The sequence below is a fragment of the Bradyrhizobium sp. BRP23 genome (assembly GCF_020194135.1).
Lineage (GTDB): Bacteria > Pseudomonadota > Alphaproteobacteria > Rhizobiales > Xanthobacteraceae > Bradyrhizobium > Bradyrhizobium yuanmingense.
The window spans coordinates 1-20,006 of the sequence record NZ_JADYVW010000003.1; the positions used below are offsets into that span (position 1 = coordinate 1).

The following is a 20,006-nucleotide window of genomic DNA, read 5'->3' on the forward strand; positions in this document are numbered from 1 at the left end:
CCCCAGACCTCCCCGCCGCTCGACAGATCCAGCGTGATAGCCTGCCGCGTGTAGAGCGCGCGCCCGCCGGCCCGTCCAGCCTCACCATCCGGCTCGGCCTGGGTGCCACCGCGACCGCCGCGCCCACCAGCGCCTTGCAAGCGCCCCTTCACGATGAGGTTGACGGTGACGCCGGCAGGCCATGAGCCGACATCGAAGCCCGGGGTCTCGACCGACGTCGAGCCGATGATCACGCCCGCATTGACGATGCAGTTGACGACATCGCCGGATTGCGCCGGCGGATAGATCGAATCGTGCGAGGTGCGCAGGTTGATGTTGAAATTGTTGGCATCGAAAATGACGTAACGCGTGCCGGTGTCCGCCACAGGCGCGCTCCACAGCATCTCCTCAGCTTCGATCGTCGACGTTCCATCAATCCACGGGTTGTACCGCGTCACTTGAATGGCGATGTCGGCCCCAGCGCCGGTCGCGTCCTGGACGCAGTCCGCCTCGACCCGATAGCCGACGCCGAGCTGCACGTCGGTCGAGGCGCGGCGCTGCAACCTGAGCTGCACCTGGCGCGGCGCGTCGCGGTAGCGGCCGAGCTGCACGGCACCGAGACGATCGGCGACCGCCCGGCCAGCCTGCGGAATCCAGCGCGACTGGATGGTCTTGATCGATGAGACCCCATAATCCGCCTCGGCGTCCTCGTCGATGATGAGCGAGGTCGACCGATAATTGTCCTGGTTCGATAGCGGCTTGGTCGGGTCAATCTGACCGAAGTAAACTTGAACCCGCGAAATCCGCTTGGATTCCTGCTCCTTGATGGTCAGTGATTTCTCGATGGTGTTCTCAGGCGTGAAGGTGTTGGCGTCGGTCGGCACGGCGCGCAGCACCTGCAAGCGCAATTGATCAGCCTGCGCATCGTGCCAGACCGCGAGCGCCGCCTGCTCGATGATCTCCGCGCATAGCGTCGCAACCGAGGTCGGCTCCGTAACGGTGCCGGTGTAGACGTTGCCGAGGAACGTTCCGGTCTCGTCCTGCCAATTGGCCAGCGTGATCTTGCTGGCGTCTACATCGGCATAGTTCACCAAGAGATCGTAGAGAATATCTGCGGCATCCTGCGAGGCGTAGTGCCTGACTACCTGCACGCGATCCTGCGCCCGATGCGCGCTGGCGGTGGTGCCGAGCGCGCCGCGCGCGCTGAATGTCAGAGTGTCGCCGACGCGGCTATATTGCACGATCTCGTTGCCGCCAATGCAGAGATAATCCGTGCCACCGGCAGGGTATTCGGCATTGCCGATGCCCGCCGGCAGCAGCGTCGCCGTCGTCGCCCCAGCCGTGATATCGGCGGCCAGGAAGCCATTCGACAGAACCGGGCACTGCGCGCGATCTCCATCCGCAAGCTTCAAGAGATCCTTTGCGACGATGGTGAACTTGCCATCCGGCGTCGGACCGTTGAAACTTTCGATGATGAAATTCCACGTCTCCATGTCGGCGAGCGCCTCGCCAACCACGCCGTTGATCCAGCGCAACGCCCGGCCGCGCAGAAACGGCTGGCGCGCACGAAACTTGCCCCAATAGGAGCCCTGAGAATACGCATCATAGGCCCGCTCGGTCCGGTATTTGTCATAACCCTGACCGGTGTCGGAATGCGGATGGTCCTGAAAGGTCACCGTCAGCGACGCGCGTTGGCCGAGATCCTTGCCGAGCGAGACCGTCGCCGGCGAGAAGTCCACCGACACGATCGAGGGGATGCAGTCGATCTCCCGCGGCAGGTACTCGGTCGGCTTGGCGAAGCGCAGCGTCACCTCGGATTCGGTGAAATTGTCGCGGTCCTGGCAGGTCTTGATCGAGTTGAAGCACTTGGCATCGCCGGTCGTCGGGATCGACGCGGTGCAAGGCGCGACGCCATACGTCAGCGAACAGAACGGGATGTCGATCTCGATATAGGTCAAGGACTGCGTCATCAGACGATCCCGCTCACCTTGAGATCGAACGCGATGCGATTGGACGGCGACTGCGGTACCGGCATCGGGTCGTCGACCGTCCAGCAATAGCCGATTTCATACGGATAGCTCTCCGGCCGCCAGCCGAAGAAAAACGGCGTCTCGGCAGCGACCGCGAGAAACTCATCGCCGCCATGGTCGCGATACCAGGCCGGCGACAGCAGCGAGAGCGGAATGGTGGTCTCGCGCCAGGCCCCTAGCACGATGCGGCCGAGAAAGTTGCCACGCTCGCTGCGGCCGTTCTGCACGCTGATCTTGCGCGCCTGCGTCAGCGGCGTGTGGCCGACATAGATCTTGCGCTCGAGCACCAGAAGCTTGCCGACGTAGACCACAGCGGCACGCGGCCGCTTGTCGATGCCTGCGGCCATCTTGATCTTGATGGTTGCCACCGACTGCGCCGTGTAGCGGAACAGCGCCGGGCTGTCATCGGGGAGCATCACCTCCTCAACCAGGACGTTGTCCGACCCGTCCAGGATGGTGACCGGGATTTGCTCGCTGCCGAAATTGTGCCGGGCGATCCCGACATAATCGATGTCGTCGACATAGCCCGTCGTCACGACCAGATACTGATCGCCGTCGGCGTCCGATCGCCATTCCTCGTGCGTCGCCGGGTTGGCGAGGTTCGAGGCCGGAAAGTCCGGGTCCTCATTGTCGGCAACGATATTCGTCGGCGTTACGATGCTGTGCCAGCCGATCACGGGATGATCGAGCGTGACCGGGAACTCCGGCGTGGAATCGGTCAGGACGAAGTTTTGCGAGATGACCAGCGACATCAGGCGGACACCACGTTGAGCCGGTAGCCGTCGGCCACCATGTCGTTCAGCCCGTCGATGATCGCCTTGAAGCCTTCACGCGTGGACACCGCGCCCATCGTCAGATTGACGACGGTCGGCGCATTGCGCTCGCGCCCGGTCTGCCCACCCCCGCGATTCGGCGTGATGTCGATCTGCTCGCCAGGCTCGACCATGGCCTGAAACAACCTGCTGTCGCCGCCGCCGATGCCGCCCGGGACGGTCATGGACAGACCGTCCTTGAATCCAGTCGGAACGGACTGGCTCTTGATTTGCGCAACCAGGGTGGCGCCCTTGGCCAGCACGGCGGCCACGGCAGCGATATTGGCCGGAAACGGCAGCTCGAGCGCCTTGGCGGCGCCCGTGAACATCGAAATGGTCGCCTGGATAGCGCCGAAGATCTGGGCCGCCTTGGCCATGCCAGAGCTTTCCTTGCCGAACGCCGCGGAGATGGTGGCAAAGCTGCCCGCGATCGAGGCCCCGGCCTGCCCCCAGGTGGCTTGCGCGGCTTCGGCGATCTGCTGCTGACGTGCCGCATAGGCTTCGACCGAGATGACGCCGGCGGCGTAGAGCTGATTGAGCTGCGTCATCTGCATGTCGAATTGCTGCACGGGGCTCATGGCGGCAACTGTCGCCTGCGCACCGGCCACCTTCATCGCCGCCATGGCCGCGGCGTCGCCAGCCGCCTCGATCTTGGCGCGCAGGGCCTCCGTGACAATGACGTTCTGCGACTTCGCAATCGCATCGGCCTGCATCACGATCTTGAGCTTTTCCTGCTCGCCGATGGTCTTGCCGATTGCGCTCGCCTCGGCCAGGTGGCCCGCCGTGGCCTTAGCCTGCGCCGCCAGGAATTTTTCAACGGCATTGGTCGAGGTGTCGGCGGCGCTGACGATCGGCGCGGAGGTCAAGGCCCAGGCCTTGCCGTACTCCATCACCTCGCGGTTCAGCTGCTTGATGCCAAGCGCCTGACTATCCCACGAAAAGGTCGGGATGTCAGACCACAGCGACGACACCGTTTGCTTGAGCCCGGTAAAGGCCTCGACCGTCTGCGCCGTACTGGCCTTCATCTTCTCGAACGCCGCCGACACCTCGCCGGACGCGAGCAGCCCGAACGCCTGCTTGAGGTTCGAGGCGGTCGCAAAAATCTGCTGCCAGGTCGTGACCAGCGTCACGCCGACCGTCACCAGCGCCTTCATGGTGTTGGCAAGCGCGTCGCCGACCGAATTCCACAGCTCGGTGTTCTTGCGGGTCTCGAGCATCACCTCGGACAATTGCTCGAACGAGGGCAGCATCTTCGCAGTCACCGTCATCACGATGCCCTGCTTGATCGAGTCCATCCGCTTGAGATTGTCGTTGAAGGCCTCCGCGGCCATGGTGGTCTTTTTGTCGAGCACCAGGCCGAACTTCGCCGCCTCCTCGCCGGCCTGCTCGAGTCCATCGCGACCCTGGTTGAGCAGCGGGATCAGCGCGGCTCCGGACTTCCCGAAAATCTGAATGGCGAGATTGGTCTTTTCCGCGCCGTCCTTGTAGAAGGCGAACTTGTCGGCGACATCCTTCAGCACTTCGGAGGATTCGCGCAGCGTGCCATCGTTGTTGCGGACCGACACGCCCATGGCATTGAACGCGTTCGCCGCCGGGCTCGCGCCCTCGGTCGCCGCGGCCACCATGGCCTTGGACAGCTTGCCCATGGACTTGCCGAGCGCCTCGGTCGAGACGTCGGAGAGATCCGCGGCATATTTGAGCTTGGACAGCTCCTCGGTCGAGAGCCCGGTCGACTGCGACATCTTGTTGAGCTGATCGGCCGCCTCGATCGCGGAATGCACCTGCGACGTCACGGCGACGGCCGCGGCCGTGGCAGCCGCCGCCGCGGCCGCAAAGCCAAGCGCAAGCTTGCTGCCGAAGCCGGCAAGCTTGCTCTGCGATTCCGAAAGGCTCTTGTCGAGGCTCGACGTATCGCCGCCGAGAATGACGCGGAGCTGTCCGATCACCGACATCTAGGACGCATCCTGCTTCGCAATGATCTGGCCGCCGAACGCCTGCGTGAGCAGCTTTGCGACGGCCTTCATGTCCTGCCAGCTCTGCCGCTTGCGCTGCTCGCGCGGCAGACGGGCCTGCAGCCGCCGCAGCGGCGGCAGCTTCTTGCTTCGGCGTAGCGCCTCGGCAGTCCATACCGACCAGGCGCGTTCGTTGTGCTCGCGCACCAGTCGGCGCTGTTGGCCGGCCATGACCAGGACGATCTGGCGGGGGGTCTTGCGCCAGAACGCATCGTCATCAAGGCCGAGCGAGATCCACTGCTCGAGCAGGCCGAGCCAGTCCCAACCTATGGGGTCTGACCCGGCTCCGGAGGGTTCGCCGGCGCCGCCTCTGTCAGGGTGCCGAACGCGCCATTGAAGGCGCGCACCACCAGGCTGCAGGCCTCGACCGGATCGACCTTGGAGAAGTGCCGGCCGACATCCTTCAGCTCGAGGTCGGGATGGGTGTCGAGCAGACCGGCCCAGAACATGGTGCGGATCACGCCGAGCCCGAAATTCTCGGGATTGCGCATGTCCGCCTCGATCGCGCCCATCTTCCTGCCGAGCTGCTCCTCGAGCCGGAACAGCGCCTCGGCCGAGAACGAGAGCGTGCGACGCTCGCCATCCGACCCGACGAACGCTACCTCGCCCTTCAATGGATTGCCTCCCATGACGGCGTTCCGCTTAGGCCTGGACGAGCGTCGGCTTGCCGCTCACCTTGAGGGTGACAGCGGCCGCCATCTTGTCGTCGATCGGCGCGTCGGGCTCATAGCCCGTCAGGATCGCGGCGAAGCTGAAGTAGGAGCCGTCCGGAAAGACGATCTGCCGGTTTTTCTTGGCCGACGAGCCCGTGAGGTCAAGCTCGGCCATCAGCGCGGCCGCCTCGACGCTGTTAGGGACGAAGTTCATGTCGAACGACACCTCGCCGCCATCCTTGAGTCCCGCGATGAACTCGCGCCAAGCCTCCGGTGACAGCTCATGCGTCGCATCGATCGTGTCGCGCGACATCGCGGGCGGCGTGATGCCGGTGACCTCGGCAAAGGTCGTGAACACTTCAGGCGTGGCGCCGTTGCCGGTCTTGAACAACGTGCTCCAGCCGATCATTGCGTCGGTAGACATTGCGGCAGATCTCCTGTTGATGCTTTAAAATTCCGCACCAGGAAAGGCACGGCAGCGGGAGGTGCGTCGACCACCCTTTAACCGGGCACGCCCGACAGCGTCGGGTTGAACGCGAGCTGCGTGGTCGACTTAGCGACACCGATCGGCTGGAAATATTCGCCGGTGCCGACGTCAGCGAGCGGACAGATGCCGCCCGGCGTATCCGACAGATAGTACGTGACGCCCGCCGTCAGCACCGCGTTCATCGTGATGTCGCAGCCGGGCCGCGCGATCTGCAGCGGCTGGCCGTCGGAGGCACCATTGAGCGCCATGCCGCGCACCACGCGCGCCGAGGCCGATGCCGCGTTCGAATCCGACATCATGTATTTGCCGGTCGTCGCGTCGCGATAGACCAGCTTGCCCGCCGTAATGGTCTCGCCCGCGACGCCCTGCTCCGTGCGGGCGTTGGTGCCGGCAAGGACCGCCGATGCAGTAATTGCGAGATCAGCCATTGCATTCTCCTTGTGACGATAGAGGGTTTCGGAAATTTCCGCCGTCAGACCGCCGCGGTTGGCGCGCCTTCCGCCGTTCGGTAGGTCACGAGATACTCGACGCGTACGCCGCCGATATGCCGCTCTCCGGCAGCTTCCGCGATCAGCTCGGTCGATACCGGCTTGATGTCCATCGCGAGCCCATTGATGAACGTTCCGCGCCCATCGAACAGATCCCACATGGCGGCCTCGATCTCGCCGGCGATCTGGTCGAGCGTGTCATCGGGGACATCCGCCAGCGACACCCGTCCCTCGACGTCGAGAATCATGACGCGGTCGAGCTTCGGCGGTACGCCCTTGACGGTGCGTGACGCCGTTTCTGAGCGCGTATAGATCAGCAGCGTCGGCTTATGGGCAGCACCTAGCGGCCGCGTGCGCCCGACATAGACGCGATTCCCCGTGGACGGCAAACCCGTGAGGCGCGCTACAACCGCATCGCGAATCTGCTTTCGGACGTGGTCAGCCATCATGCAGCCTTCGGCAGCTTGGAGAGCACGAACCTTTCGAAGCAGAGCCGCGCATTGGCGACAAGCTTCTGATCGAACACGGCCGCCGCGCGCTCATAGAACGGAAAGCGCTTCTGGTAGCGTGGCGCGCGCACGAACATGATCACCGGCACCATCGCCTGCAGGTCGGCGCGGTAGTAGATCCCGGCCGCGACATTGCGATCGGCATTGCCCGGACCGCCGGGCCGCAGCACGAAATAGCGCCCAACACCCTTTTTCTTCGCCCGCGCGCGCGACTTCTTGGTCTGGTTGGCCTGCGCGCCGGCCTTTTGCTCGGCAGCGCCGAGCTGCGACAGAATCCGCTCGATGGTCGAACCGGAGATGTTGCCGGAGGAATCGAGCTTGATGCCGCTGCCCGGCACAGCAAATTCGTCCGGTTGCATCAGCCCGGCTCGGATCAACCGCCGCTCAAACGCCTTGTGGACGCGCGCACCTCCCGCGACCTGGGGCCCCAGGTAGCGCCACGCCGGCACCGATCCGAACCCGTCCTTGAAGTAGACCTCGGCGACCAGGTCCTGCTTGGTCGCCGGCTTGATATAGAGCGCGTTCAGCGTGAAGCGCGTCGGCCGGTCGAACACGCTCTGCATCGTCTCGACCTCGGCCGCCTTGATGTCCTTGGCCGTCTGCGTCAGCGCATAGGCAGTGACGAACGGCGCATCGCGCTCAGACAGGTTACGGAGCGCGCGGCGGACATCGTCAACCTCGACGCGGTAGTGGACGCCGACGGGCATCAGACCCGCGCCTCCAGCCGCAGCAGCGCCATGCCCTGGCCGTCCGGCTCGATCGAGGTCACCTCGAACGTGCCGATGCCGGCGACGGCCAGCTGGTCGCCGGCATCGCCATCGGCGGCGGCCGGCAGATCGGCCTGCCGACAGAGAAACGTCGGCCGCACATCGAGCGAGGCCGCGTCATTGAGCGCGGTCGCGATCGTCGGACGATCGAAGATGCCAGGGAACAGCTCGCTGGCGATGCCGCCGGCCGGCGTGTAGACGCCCTCGGCGCCGAATTCATCGGCGTCGAGGAAGGCCAAGCGGTCGGCGTCCGTCTCGATCGGCATGGATCAGGCGAGATCCAGCGAAGCGAGATAAGCCTCGACCTGCGGAAACTGCCTTTGGAGATCCGCGTCGGCTTTCCACTTGGCGCGAGCCTCGTCCTGCAGCTTGGCCTTCGCGTCAGCATCAGCCAATGCTTTGGCCTCGGCCGCCTTCAGGCGAGCTTCCGGCGACATCATTTCCGCGGTGAAAGCGGCGACCGCGCCAATCGCGGAAAGCCCTTCGATGACCTTCTGGTCGAGATCCACGACCTCGCCAGGTTCGAAGGTCTTGACGACGTTCTTTCCGTCAACCACTTCGCCGTGCTCGATGCGACTCATTGCGATCATGTCGCCGGCCGCCTTCGGACGTTTTGCCACGTTCGTTCTCCTTTGATTGAGAATGGGAAGCTTGCGGCCCGCCTGCCTCCAGGCAGGCCGCTTATTCCGCTTGCCTCTTAGGCCACCGCGTTCTGGAAGAAGTACGCGGCATCGTTTGCCGCGATCACTTCCTTGACCGACTCGCCGACGCGCACGCGCGATCCCCCGCGCAGACCAACGCTCGGGTCCTGGCCGATCGTGCCGGCGATACGCTCGCCCCACTGCGCAGTGAAGCCGAAAGTCACGGTGCCAGTCGGCGAGACGACTTGAGGCGCCCGGTAGATGAACGAGGCATGCTTGCCCCATAGGCGCGTCAGCGAAGCGGCTTGGCCCGGCTTTGCCGAATTGTACCAGGACGATCCGACCAGCACCTCCTCGAGCTCGAACAGGTCGGCAACCGCCTGGCGCGAGACGGGAGTGCCACCGCCGGTGGCATTGCCGCCGTTCGGATAGATCGCCGCCGTCACCTTGGGATGCGTCCGCAGCTTCGACCAGGTCGCCTGCCCGAACACAGCGACGTTCGGCCGGATGACGCAGGTATCAAGCGCCACGATGATCGCCTGGACCGGATCGGAGTTGGTGAAGTCAGACCACTGTGTGGTGCCCGCGAGCGTCGTCCTCTGCGCCGCCGGATAGGTGCCGAGCGCGAACAGGGTCGAGGCGACGCGGTTCTCGCGATCGAGCGCGACCAGATCGGTCAACAGCTCGGTCGAGCGCGCCTCCGGATCGATAGGCATCACGCCCTGCACGGCCTGTGCGGCCTGCGCGTTGGCGATATCGGCATGCGGGATACGGTCGTCGAGACCATAATCGATCGTGGAGTCGGTCTGCTCGGTCGCCGACCAGTCGATCTCGTTCGGGGCCGACTTGCGGCCGACGCGGGTATCCGGAATCGTGAAGCCGTCGGCGATCGCATATTTTGACCACTTGAAAGCGGACGAGTCGACCGGCACGCGCGGCAGCACCAGGTCGGAGATGAACGCCTGGTTGCGATAGGCCAGCGTAATAGCCATGAGGCGCTGCTGGATAACAAAGGGAGCCTGAGACATCTAACCTGTTCTCCTTCGGGAGTTTGATGACGGTTGAAGAAAACGCACTCTTGTGGAGGAGCGCCGGGGATCAGCCCTGCAGCGAGCCTGGCGCAACCTTGACCGGGATAACGTCCCCGGCCACGCCGGAGATCAGTGCCATCGCGATGATGCGATTGTTGCTGCCCGCCGCGGGCGCGGCCGTGACGCCCTGCCCCGTGGCGTCGGAGGTCAGCAAATCGCCGCGCGCGACAGCGCCGCCCAGCTTCAGATCGGCGATGCCTTCGAGCACGACGTCGGCCCGCTCACCGAGCACTGCGGCAACCTCAGTGGTGATCCCGATCAGCTTGTCGGTAGCGGCGGCGCCTTGCAGAATGCCGTAATCGTTGGCGCCGACCTTGACGATGGAGTTTGCCGAGATCGCACCCTCGGCGGTGTAGGACTTCGTGAAGCCGTTGTTGGCCATGGCTTGCTCCTTAGGATGTTTGGGAATTCGAGTTGCAGGATGACTGGCCCGCGCGGCGTCAGCCGTTCTTTTCGACGTGAGCGACGGCCTGCGCGACCGAGATCTTGACGCCGAGCTTGGCCTGCTCGTCCTGGTACGTCCGCGCACGCGCAGCGAGCTGATGAGCGCTTTCCTTCGGCGGGTCTTCAGTCTTCGCCGTCGCAGTGCCCGCCGGCGCTGCCGCTACCTTGCCGGTGGCGCCTTCAACATCCTTGATCGCCTGCAGCTGGCCGGCGCGGAGCTGCTTCTCGGCGTTGAGCAAACGGCCTGCCGCCATGTCCGCGGTCACGGTCGGGTCGGCCTTCATCGAAGCGACAAGCGTCTCGTGCCCCGGCAGAGCCGCGGCCTCGATCGCGAGAATTCGGGTGCGCTCGGCGGTGGCGCCCTCGACGCGCAGCTGCGTGCAGAGATCGGGATAGGCCGCGGCGAGATCCGCAACCGAGGTGGCGGGCGCAGCGGCAGTGGCGCTCTGTGCCGGCACCAGCGGCGGCATAGGCGGAGCCTGCAGGGCAGTCGTCGTCGCGGCGGCTGCGAGATGCACGGCAGCCAGTCCAGAACCACTCATGGTCTTCTCCTTGTGATGGCCGATTGGCCTAGTGAACGCTCTTCACGAATTCGGTGAAGGCGAATTGCGGATCGATGATCCCGTCGACGAGGCCTGCCCTTACGGCATCCTCGCCGTGATAGACCTGCGCCTCGGTCTCCATCGCTTTTGCGGCAGGAAGCCGCGAACCGCGCGCAGCGCCGACGACGGCCGCAAACTGCTCGCGCCGGCGATCGACACGCGCCTGCATGTCCGCACGCACGGCGTCATCGAGCGGCGTCGTCGGGTTGCCGTCGATCTTGTGCTTGCCCGACGAAATCAGGGTCACCTTGATGCCATCCTGCTCCAGCTTCCGAGAGAGGTCCGCATGCATGGTGACGACCCCAATCGAGCCGGCGGCGCCAGTCTCGGGCATCACGATCTGGCGGGCCGCGGACGCCATCAAATATCCTGCCGAGAGCGCGAAGTCGGTCAGGATCGCCAAAGTCGGCTTCTGGGCCGACAATTGCGAAATCATGGATGCGGTTTCAAATGCACCATTGACCTCGCCGCCGAAGCTATCGACCTCAAAAACGACGGCTTTGATCTTTGGATCGCGGGTCGCGCGCGCGATTTGCGCTTGTAGGCCCTCATAGGAGGTTTCGCCCGACGACTGGCCGATGAACTTACCCTTGTGCACAAGCGTGCCTTCGATGCCGATAATGCCGACGCCGTCAACGGTCTGCACCAGATCGGCGCCACGCCCCTTGCTCTCGAACACGCGGCCGATGGGATCGCCCACCTTCCCCATTGCATCGGAGGGCCGGCCGTTTTCGAAGGCCACGTGATTGACGGCGGAGATGCCGGGCAGCGACACCCCGCCGTCGACGATGCGCGCACCTAGTCCAATCAGGAAAGCCTGCAGTTTGCCGGGATCCACCATCAGCTCCGCGCCGAACACGCGGCTGGCGATATGAGGCATCAAGAGCGTCATGGCGCATTGCTCAGCTGGGACTCGGTTTCTTCGTCGGACGTGTCGTCGGTCTCGTCCGGACCTTCATTCCGCGCGTCACCCGCCCCCGCGGGCGCCGTCGGGGGCGCGCCGAGGCCGGCGGCCTTCCGCGCGGCCTGCTCTTTTCCGAGCTGCTCGTTCTTCTTGTCGAATTCGCCGCCGGTGCGCTCCATGCACACCTGCTCGCGGCTCTTGACCCCGGTCTGGATGTCGAGCGCGTCCGCTTGCGCCTCCTGATAGGGATTGAGGCTCTGGCGTTGCGGGCCAACCCACTGCGCGCCGCACCAGGCTGCGCGGATGACGGGGTCGCTGAAGAACCCGGGACGATTCAGACGGCCGGATGCAACAGCCTCCTCCATCATCCACTCGTAAAGGGGCTGGCAGAAGCGACCCGCGAACCACGACCGGCGCCGGCGGAATGCTTGCCAGGCCATCTCCAGTGCGGCGCGCGACGCCGAATAGGAGGCCGTGAAGCTCTTGAGCAGCAACTCCACCGGCAGCTCGAGCGCCACGCCGACCTCGCGGCAGAACGCCTTCACGAACGCGTCGTAATTGGCGTTCGGCCGCTGCGGATTGAACGAGGTGAACGTCTCGCCCGGCCCCGTCGAGATGATCGCGCCGGCGCCGAGCTTGACCTCGTTGTCGGCAAGCCCCGCGTCCTTTTCGCCGACCATAGGATCGCTGGCGTCATCATCGGCCGGCGCCTGGATAACGCCGGTGATGAACGACGACACGACCGCTGCGTCAACCTCGGCCGTGCTGTAGGTCGAGAGCTGCTGCAGGTGCTCAACGACGACGGCGAGATAGGGAATGCCGCGCGACTGCTCCGGCCGCAGACGTTCATAGACGTGCAACACCGCCCTGACACCCCCCTCGCTCCACGCCGGCACGCGCTCCCACTTCATCCCCGCGATGCGGCGAGCGCCGGGGTGCTTGTCGGAGACGTGATAGGCGACCGGCACGCCGTCGGCGTTGAACTCAACACCGCCTGACACCCGGTCGCTGTCCTGCGCCCAATTCGGATTGGAGACCCGGTCCGCCTCGAGCAGCTGCACCTTCGTGCCGTAGACGTCGCCCGGGTCCTTCCGGTAGCGGCGCACGGCGAAGACGTCGCCTGACTCGAGCGCCGAACGCAGCGACAGCTGCTGCATCTCGTCCATGCATTGCACGCGCGTGAAGTCAGCCGTCGCGCAGAAAACGCCCCACTCGCGCTCCTGCTCCGCCTCGAAGGCGTCGGCTTGCTTCGGCGTTAGGCCCAGAGCCTTACTGTCGATCGAAGCCTCAAGCTTGAGGCCATCGCCGACGACACCAATCGCGGTGGTCGACACCGCACCGGCAGCCAGCGGAGCATTGCGACCAAGGTCGCGGGAGCGCCCGCGAAGCTGCGGCAGATCCAGCAGCGAATCCGTATCCGCGCTGCCCTGGCCTGGAAACCACGCCTTGAGCGAGCGCCGATCTCGGCGACCGCCGTTGTATCCAAAGCGGCCGCCGCCGCCGAAGGATGCATCGAGCCGCGCGCGTGCGTGCATGCGCGCAAGGCCAGCCGCCGGCGAGAACGCCGACACGACGCGATCGATGAAATTCTGCCGAAAATCGCTCATCCGAAGGGCACCACATAGCGCGTGCGCCGGCGACCGCCCGACGCTGCCGGCGTCAAGGCTTTCACCCGCGAGTCCCAAAATTCGATCTGCTGCCTGATCTCGGCGGCGTCGGCGCGCTCCAGCTTGCGGCGCCCGTTGCCGGTTTCGATCTCATAGCTTTGCGACGCAGCAACGGCTTGAGATGCCGCCAGCCAAAGCGTCAGTTGCGCCTGCGCCTGCGCGAGCGTGATGCCTGCCATCAGGTTGCTCCTCGTTACCCTATGCCGCTCGACAGAACGCGGCGGCCGCGAACCGGCTTTTTCGGGCGACCGACAAGCGCCGGCTTTGCAGCGATCTTGACCGGCTCCGGCGCGAACAGATCCGGCTCGGCAAGGACGGGCGGCACGCCGCGCTCGCGCGCCAGCACCGCCCATTGCTCCGGCGACAGGCGCGACAGACCGAGATATTCGGCCATCGCCATCGCGTAGATCCGGCAGTCGAGCAGATGGTTCGGCCCGGTCTCCTGCCAGACTTTGACCGTGCGGCCGCGGACCGTTGTGGTCTTGAGGTACTCGGCGGTCTGCTGTTTGAAATAGCGCTCGTCGCAGCCCTGGTGATGGTGGCAGTAGCCGTCCGGATCGACCTCGGCTCCAGCCTTGCGGCCGTCCTTCTGTAGGTTGGTGTAGAAGGTGGCCTTGAGTGCCCACGTACCGACCGGCCAGAGCGTCGCGCCCTTCTTGATCTTCTTGCCCGAGAGCTTGACGTCGACCGGCACGGGCGTGCCGATCGCCGGCGCGCTCCAGCCCGAGACACCCTTGGTCGCATAGGCGCGCGGGCGCGAGCGGCAGAACGCATAGACCTGGTTGGAGCGGCCGCCGTCGCCGGCGTCGATTGCCATGCAATCGATGACGCGATGCCCACCGAACGCATCGGGAAACTGGCGCTCATAGAACGTGGCGAGCTTGGCGAAGGCGCCGGCCTTGTGATCGGTCGTCTCGCCTTCGAAGAATTCGTGGTGCACCGACCAGGACTCGCCGTTGTCGGCGAAGGCCACGGCCTCGACCCAGATGCCGGAATGCTGCACGTCGGCGCCGGCGACCAGGAGTAAGCCGCGCGCTGGCACCACGCCGGCCTGGTAATCCTCGCGCCGGGCGAGCAATCGCTCATAATCCGGCGCGTCGCCCTTCAATTCGAACGGCAGGCCGAGCGTCAGATTCCAGAACGTCTTGAGCTTGGTCGGATTGTCGCCGGCCTGCAGGTACTCCTTCGCGATCTCATCCCAGGGCACGAAGGGCGAGGACAGTGCATCGAAGTGGTAGCTCTTGAACTTGCCGGGGCCAGGCGCGGTCGGCACCCAGCGGCCGGTCCCATAGACGGCGAATTTCTGCCATCCCTCGATCACGGTGCCGCAGCACGCCGGAATATAGCGCGCGTTGTAGGGCGGCTCCTTGTCGAATTCGAAGCGCGGTGCCTTGTCGGACCACTCGAAACGCAAATTGTCGTCGCCGCAGTGCGGGCAGACCATGGTCCAGCGGCGCTGGTCGCCGGCCTCGAACTTGGACTCGATCGACGACGCGCCTTTGATGGTCGGCGTCGAGAAATAGGCGCGCTTCCATGTGCCGGAGCGCAGGAACGAAATCTGACGCGCCCGGATCATGTCGAGCGGGTCGCCCTGGTCGTTCAAATCGGCGGGATACTCGTCGATTTCGTCGCAAAGCGCTTTCTTGATCGTCTTGGAGCGCAGATCCGCAGTCGACGACGCTAGCGACAGGAACAGCGAGCAATCCGGCGAAAACTTCTTCTCGTAGGTTTTTGAGGCGTTGCCGGCGCGCGCGGTTTGCGGAAACACCTTCTTGTGCATGATCGGCGACAGCTCGAGCGCGCGGCCGAGCTTTTGCGAGTTGAAATCGCCGAGCGCCGAGTCGGTCGGCTGCACGATCATCATGTCGCAAGGGTCGCGGTCGATGGAATGGCAGGCCGCGATCTGCAGCAGCGTGGTGAAGGCCGATTGCGCGGACTTCATCACCGCGATTTCGTTGTCGGGCGCGTCGGGACCCAGCGCATCGAGCGGCTCGACCAGGTGCGGCGTGCGCGACAGGTCGATCAACTGACTCTTGCGCTCGCCGTCCGGCAGATAGAAATGCTGGTTGGCCCAAGCCGAGGGCGTGATCGGCGCCGGCGGCGAGAACACGGCGGCAAAAATGCCGGCAATGATCGGGAGAGCGCGCGGAATCGTTTTCATGACGTCACACCCTCCTTCCCGGCCTCGTCGTCTTGAGTTGCGACAACCCGCATGTTCTGCTCGAGCGCCAGACGGACGTTGCGCGCGATGTTCTTCAGCGCCTGCCGGGCGCCGGGCAGGCCATCCTTGGCAATGGCCGCGGCGATCTCGTCGGCGAAATTTGGCAGGCCTTCCAGCTCGCGGACGATCACGGCTGCGCACTTTTCCATCGAACGGGTGACGTCCTCGGTCGACAGCAATTTTCCGACACGCTGGTCGTATTCCAGCTCGGCCGTGCGAGCCCGGTAGATCTCGGTCGCGGTCTTGGCCTGCGTCAGCCGCGCGACGCTCGAGTCGCTCGCGACCTGGCGCGTGCCGGCGGCGCTGCCAAAGGTCGGATCGGCGCCGCCGAAGTCTTCGCCGTCATCGTCCGCCGACAGGATGCGCTCGCGGGTTTCGCCGAGCGCGAAGTCCGCCGCGGCCGGATCGATCTTGCCGTCGATGAACGCCGACGCAGGGATCTTACCCTGCTTGACCAGCTTGGAGATGGCCTGCCGGGACACGCCGCGATGCGCGGCATACTCGGTTTGCGTCATTCCGGTCATAGGTCACGCTACGCCGCTGCCGCGGGTTTCTTCTTGCGGGCTGCGGCCTTGACCGACTGCTCGGCCTCGGCCAGCTCGACGCCGCGAGCGCGCGCGACCTCCGCGAAGGTGTGGCCGTCGCCGTCGAGGATGGCAACGCCGCCGGTGAAGTCCTGCCAGCGCCGCACGGCGAGATCGACATAGGCCGGGTTCAACTCCATCGCGAAGGCGCGACGGCCGGCGACATGCGCGGCGATGATGGTTGAGCCCGAGCCGTCGAAGGGTTCATAGATCGCGTCGCCCACGCGCGAATTGTTGACGATCGGCCGGCGCATGCACTCGACGGGCTTTTGCGTGCCGTGCCCGGTATCGTTCTTGACCATCGGGATCTCCCATACGGTCGTCTGCTTGCGGCCGCCATGGTACTGCGAGGTGGCGCCGTCCTTCACCGCGTAGGACGCGATCTCGTGCTGATCCTCGAACCGTTCATTCTGCCAGCCGTCGTCGGCACCATCCCTCGCGACGTAAAACGCCGGCTCATGCTTCCAGTGATAGGCGCCGCGGCCGATTGCCGCCTTGTTTTTGATCCAGACAATCTGCGCCTTCAGCATCAAGCCAGCAGCCTCAAGCGAGCTCTGGACAGTCGCCGAGTGCAACCCGCCATGCCAGACGTAGGCGACAGAGCCGGGAAACAAGCGCCAAGCCTCGGTCCAATCGGCGATGTCGTCGTTGAGCACCTTCCCGGCGGCCGCGCCGGCGCCGTTGAGGCCGGCCGACTGCCGCCAGGACGGGTCGTAGCTCACGCCATAGGGCGGATCGGTGACCATCAGGTGCGGCTTTTCACCCACGAGCAGGGCCGCGACGTCGTCGGGATTGGTCGACGACCCGTTGCGCAGGCGATGGTGGCCGCCGAGCAGCCAGGTGTCGCCGAGCCGGGACACCGCCGCCTTGGCCGCCAGCTGAGGCGCATCGGGCTCTGTGCGGCCAGGCATACCGCCGTGCGCCCCTTTGAGCAGCCGCTCCACTTCCTTTTTCGTGAAGCCGACGACATCGAGGTCGATTGCACCCGACTGCTGCAAAAACGCGAATTCGCGGGCGAGGCGCTCCTCGTCCCAGGTCGCGTCCTCCGCGATCCGGTTATCCGCCATCCTGTAGGCGCGCCGCTGGGCCTCATTGAGGTGCCCCAGCACAACGACCGGCACCTCGGTGAGACCAAGCGACTTTGCGGCCAGAAAGATGGCTTCGCCTGCGATGATTACCCCTTCAAGGTCGACCGCGATCGGCTTGTTGAGGCGGAATGCCTTGATCGACGCCGCAACGGCAGCGACCTGCGCGTCCGAATGCTGGTGCGGATTTGTCGGGTCGAGCGAGATCGTCGCGATGGCGCGATGTTCGATCTGCAGAAGGTGGTTGAGAATTTCCAAGGTGGCGTCGCTGTCAACTGAGGGCTGTCAACCATGTCAACCGTGTCAACCTAACTTTCAGGCCCCTCCGGCTAGCGAAACGCCGGGGTCCGAATTACCCGCGGTGGCCCGCGATGCCAGAGGGACCCGCGAAACGAAAAGGCCGATCGCAGCGGAGCGATCGGCCTTTCGTGGGGAATTCAGCGATGTTCGGAAGTGGAGATGGCAAGGCCTTCCTTGCCCCACCCAAAGAAGGGGCCGCTTGCGTTGCCACAAGCGGCCCAAGTCTAGGGAGGAAACGCCCAAGGAGGGCAACGGCAGGGCCAATCGGTTGACGCCGCCGCACACCCTAGGCATGAGAAAGCCCGGCACGATGGCCGGGCTATTCCACTGCGAACCGATGATGCTGGGACGCTTCGCGCGGCTACCTGGAATCAGGTGCTGCGCATCAGGGCCTTAAGCCTGACATCGAGCAACCTCAGCCGCGTGGCGTACTGCCGATCTGCTCGACCTGCGTATCGTCCATCCGGACCGACACGCCGCGCTTGAACGCGTCTAGGAGAATCGTGAGTCGGCCCTTGGAGTCAAGCCGCTCGAGTCGACCAACGAACGAAGCGAACGGGCCATCCACAACCCGGACCATCTCCCCGATCGACAGTTTACCGCGCTGCCGACGCTCAGAACGTGGCGTGTTGAGATAGGCCTCGATGTCCCGCAGCTTCGCCATGTCGGCCGCCGAGAGCCGAGCCATGCACTCACCGATGCGATGGAATCCGTCAACGTGGGGGATCGACAGCATGCGGGCGGCAATGGCGTCGTTGAGACACTCATAGGGAATGAAGATCAAGCCCGGCACCAGCGGCTTCACAACCCTGCGGCCGAGATGCGGCTTGCGCGCCGGCCCGCCGCCATGCCGCTTCACGTAGGTGATTTCGAGCGGATACCAGCCCGACAGGCCGTAGTAGCCAAACCAGCGCATGACGTCGCGCTCGCGTCCCGGGTAGACGTCGAGCAGATACCAGCACGATGGCACGGGCTCGGCGGCCAGCAATTCCCCCCGCTGCAGCTGCATGTTCATTCGTCTCCCCCTACCTGTGATGCTTCCGCTGATGCTTGCTGTTCCGGCGCCTCCGACCATGTGCCGTCGACGCGCGGCGGCCAGTCGTGGGGCGCAAAGAAGCCGGTTTCCTCGCCGCGCTGCTCGAGCAAGGTCACGCGCGCGCCGAACACGTGCGCGCCGAGAAACGCCTGCCATGCGGCGATCTGCCGTCGGTCTGAGATCCAGCGCCAGGCCGCCCGGTCGGCACGGCCTGCAAACGCCAGCAGCTGCGGCGTGACGGCGCCGGGATAGATCACCTGCCCGCGATTGACGAACGGCCGCGCCTTGGCGACAGCGTAGAGCGCAAGAACAGCCCTGCCCGCGTCTGACGCCTCCTCGATCGCCGAGGATCTGGCAGCGGGCTCGCTTGAGCCTTCGCCAGCGCCGCGCAGCAAGGTCCAGCGTTTTTCCTCGAGGTAGCGCCAGCCGGCTGGAACCACCTTGCGTCCAGCGCGCTTCAGCTCCTCGAGGAACGGATCGATCCCATCGAGCGCCGCTTTCTCCTCATCCGCCGTCAGCGCATCGGCAGCGTAGTCGGTCCGATTGCGGTCGTCGGCGACCGCGGTCGGCCAACGCTTGCGGAACTCGGCCTTGAAGCGCTCCTTGCGATCCCGCGCGCGCGCGCCCGCGTCTCTCTCAATCGTTTTGAGGGGTCGTTCTAAGGGGTCGTTCTTGGTGCCCGCGTATGTGTGGGCACCCGTGCCCGCGCTAGGATGGGCACCCCTGCCCAGGGGCGGGCACCCCTGCCCACCAGCGGGCACCCCCTCCCCGTTTTCGGGTACTTCCGCATTTTCTGCATGGCTCTCGTCGTCGCCGTCATCGGCCTCGCGCGCGAGGCTTTTCAGGTCAAAATCGTCGCGGTCGAGCTTCACGCGATACGCATAGCTCGACGATGGCGCGGAATCTTCCGGGCGCCAGACGTCGCGGCGCTTCTTTTCGACCCAGCCCGCTTCATAGAGCCGATCAAGCGAGCGCTGCAGCGTGGCGCGACCGCAGCCCAGCTCGCCCGCCATGCGGACTTGGCTGCGGGTGCACCAGCCGGCGCGATCGATGTGGCGGCCGAGCAGACACAGCGTTTGCAAGTCGCGCGGCTCGAGGGAGCGATCAGTCACCGCCCCCGCGGGAATGATCGACAGACGAGGATTAGACACGGTGATGCTTTCTTGAGAATTCGAGTCAACTGGACGCGGTAAGCAACAGGACGAGAGAGAGAAACTGCCGCTGCCTACGGGCTGTCGTGGTCGATCATCACATCAACGATCGCCTGCTCCGACATGTAATCGAAAGCGCCGGTCTCGATCGCCTTAGCCAGGCGCGGCCACCATCGATCTGGAAAGCGCGCGCCATTGACCGTTCGGCCGAAGCTCACGACCTGGTACTTGTCGAGACCATCAACCTCGCGGTCGGCCACTTTGCGGACCAGCGCGGTGATGACGTCGGCCAACTTGAGCCCAGCACGTCCGCCGGCGGCGATTGTCGAAACAATGAGGCTGGTGTCAGGCATCGGCGCAGGCCTCAGCCGCCTCGCACGCGGGCGTGTTGCCGCCACGGCGGATCAGCACAGTCCCGCGAAACCATTCCTTCCAGTGCGCCGGCCAGCCGCGCTCGTCGGTTTCGTGGCGCGACACGCAGACGATCTCGCAGCCCACGCGCTCGCAGCACTTTCGTGATGAGCGGCCGTCATCACTGTGAAC

24 protein-coding genes are annotated in these 20,006 nt (G+C 65.1%); all 24 read right to left on the minus strand.

What is annotated here, in order from left to right; genetic code table 11:
- Positions 1-1,949, minus strand: a 1,949-nt coding sequence (locus I6F24_RS07875; RefSeq protein WP_225156213.1) for a hypothetical protein, incomplete at its 3' end; no start/stop codon positions are given.
- Positions 1,949-2,761: a hypothetical protein gene (locus I6F24_RS07880; protein ID WP_225149633.1), complete on the minus strand. Its 813-nt coding sequence runs from the start codon at positions 2,759-2,761 to the stop codon at positions 1,949-1,951. The genes I6F24_RS07880 and I6F24_RS07875, both read right to left, overlap by 1 nt.
- Positions 2,761-4,773: a hypothetical protein gene (locus I6F24_RS07885; RefSeq protein ID WP_225149632.1), complete on the minus strand. Its 2,013-nt coding sequence runs from the start codon at positions 4,771-4,773 to the stop codon at positions 2,761-2,763. The genes I6F24_RS07880 and I6F24_RS07885 overlap by 1 nt, the downstream gene beginning before the upstream one ends.
- Positions 4,774-5,004: a hypothetical protein gene (locus tag I6F24_RS07890; RefSeq protein WP_225149631.1), complete on the minus strand. Its 231-nt coding sequence runs from the start codon at positions 5,002-5,004 to the stop codon at positions 4,774-4,776. It abuts the gene before it with no gap.
- Positions 5,005-5,099: 95 nt separating this feature from the next.
- Positions 5,100-5,462, minus strand: coding sequence for a hypothetical protein (locus I6F24_RS07895; RefSeq protein ID WP_225149630.1), 363 nt, complete (start codon positions 5,460-5,462; stop codon positions 5,100-5,102).
- A gap of 13 nt (positions 5,463-5,475) precedes the next feature.
- Entirely contained in the window at positions 5,476-5,910 is a 435-nt protein-coding gene (locus tag I6F24_RS07900) for a phage tail tube protein (protein WP_225149629.1), read from the minus strand.
- A 77-nt stretch (positions 5,911-5,987) separates the two neighbouring features.
- The gene (locus I6F24_RS07905; protein WP_225149628.1) at positions 5,988-6,401 is read right to left on the minus strand and encodes a hypothetical protein; all 414 of its coding nucleotides are present in this window, start codon (positions 6,399-6,401) and stop codon (positions 5,988-5,990) included.
- A 44-nt stretch (positions 6,402-6,445) separates the two neighbouring features.
- Positions 6,446-6,910, minus strand: coding sequence for a hypothetical protein (locus tag I6F24_RS07910; protein WP_225149627.1), 465 nt, complete (start codon positions 6,908-6,910; stop codon positions 6,446-6,448).
- Positions 6,907-7,677, minus strand: a complete 771-nt coding sequence (locus tag I6F24_RS07915) for a hypothetical protein (protein ID WP_225149626.1) — start codon at positions 7,675-7,677, stop codon at positions 6,907-6,909. The genes I6F24_RS07910 and I6F24_RS07915 overlap by 4 nt, the downstream gene beginning before the upstream one ends.
- Positions 7,677-8,003: a hypothetical protein gene (locus tag I6F24_RS07920; RefSeq protein ID WP_225149625.1), complete on the minus strand. Its 327-nt coding sequence runs from the start codon at positions 8,001-8,003 to the stop codon at positions 7,677-7,679. The genes I6F24_RS07915 and I6F24_RS07920 overlap by 1 nt, the downstream gene beginning before the upstream one ends.
- A 3-nt stretch (positions 8,004-8,006) precedes the next feature.
- Positions 8,007-8,357, minus strand: coding sequence for a hypothetical protein (locus I6F24_RS07925; protein ID WP_225149624.1), 351 nt, complete (start codon positions 8,355-8,357; stop codon positions 8,007-8,009).
- Positions 8,358-8,434: 77 nt separating this feature from the next.
- On the minus strand, positions 8,435-9,370 hold the full coding sequence (locus I6F24_RS07930) for a capsid protein (protein ID WP_225149623.1): 936 nt from the start codon (positions 9,368-9,370) through the stop codon (positions 8,435-8,437).
- A gap of 106 nt (positions 9,371-9,476) precedes the next feature.
- The gene (locus I6F24_RS07935) at positions 9,477-9,851 is read right to left on the minus strand and encodes a capsid cement protein (RefSeq protein WP_225149622.1); all 375 of its coding nucleotides are present in this window, start codon (positions 9,849-9,851) and stop codon (positions 9,477-9,479) included.
- Positions 9,852-9,909: 58 nt separating this feature from the next.
- Positions 9,910-10,455, minus strand: a complete 546-nt coding sequence (locus tag I6F24_RS07940) for a hypothetical protein (RefSeq protein WP_225149621.1) — start codon at positions 10,453-10,455, stop codon at positions 9,910-9,912.
- Between the two features lie 28 nt (positions 10,456-10,483).
- Complete coding sequence (locus tag I6F24_RS07945) at positions 10,484-11,407, minus strand: S49 family peptidase (protein ID WP_225149620.1); 924 nt, start codon at positions 11,405-11,407, stop codon at positions 10,484-10,486.
- Complete coding sequence (locus tag I6F24_RS07950; RefSeq protein WP_225149619.1) at positions 11,404-13,026, minus strand: phage portal protein; 1,623 nt, start codon at positions 13,024-13,026, stop codon at positions 11,404-11,406. The genes I6F24_RS07945 and I6F24_RS07950 overlap by 4 nt, the downstream gene beginning before the upstream one ends.
- Positions 13,023-13,265, minus strand: coding sequence for a DUF6148 family protein (locus tag I6F24_RS07955; RefSeq protein WP_225149618.1), 243 nt, complete (start codon positions 13,263-13,265; stop codon positions 13,023-13,025). The genes I6F24_RS07950 and I6F24_RS07955 overlap by 4 nt, the downstream gene beginning before the upstream one ends.
- A 14-nt stretch (positions 13,266-13,279) precedes the next feature.
- Positions 13,280-15,247, minus strand: a complete 1,968-nt coding sequence (locus tag I6F24_RS07960; protein WP_225149617.1) for a terminase gpA endonuclease subunit — start codon at positions 15,245-15,247, stop codon at positions 13,280-13,282.
- Positions 15,244-15,822 (minus strand): hypothetical protein, encoded by a 579-nt coding sequence (locus I6F24_RS07965; protein WP_225149616.1) that lies wholly within the window; start codon positions 15,820-15,822, stop codon positions 15,244-15,246. Before I6F24_RS07965 ends, I6F24_RS07960 begins: the two co-directional genes overlap by 4 nt.
- Positions 15,823-15,839: 17 nt before the next feature.
- Complete coding sequence (locus tag I6F24_RS07970) at positions 15,840-17,234, minus strand: DNA methyltransferase (RefSeq protein ID WP_225149615.1); 1,395 nt, start codon at positions 17,232-17,234, stop codon at positions 15,840-15,842.
- A gap of 457 nt (positions 17,235-17,691) precedes the next feature.
- Complete coding sequence (locus I6F24_RS07975; RefSeq protein ID WP_225149614.1) at positions 17,692-18,291, minus strand: transcription termination/antitermination NusG family protein; 600 nt, start codon at positions 18,289-18,291, stop codon at positions 17,692-17,694.
- Positions 18,288-19,463, minus strand: a complete 1,176-nt coding sequence (locus tag I6F24_RS07980) for a helix-turn-helix domain-containing protein (RefSeq protein ID WP_225149613.1) — start codon at positions 19,461-19,463, stop codon at positions 18,288-18,290. The genes I6F24_RS07975 and I6F24_RS07980 overlap by 4 nt, the downstream gene beginning before the upstream one ends.
- A 74-nt stretch (positions 19,464-19,537) precedes the next feature.
- On the minus strand, positions 19,538-19,756 hold the full coding sequence (locus tag I6F24_RS07985; RefSeq protein WP_225156215.1) for an ABC transporter substrate-binding protein: 219 nt from the start codon (positions 19,754-19,756) through the stop codon (positions 19,538-19,540).
- 52 nt (positions 19,757-19,808) lie between these two features.
- Positions 19,809-19,940: a hypothetical protein gene (locus tag I6F24_RS37555; RefSeq protein ID WP_276573658.1), complete on the minus strand. Its 132-nt coding sequence runs from the start codon at positions 19,938-19,940 to the stop codon at positions 19,809-19,811.
- Between the last annotated feature and the right edge of the window lie 66 nt (positions 19,941-20,006).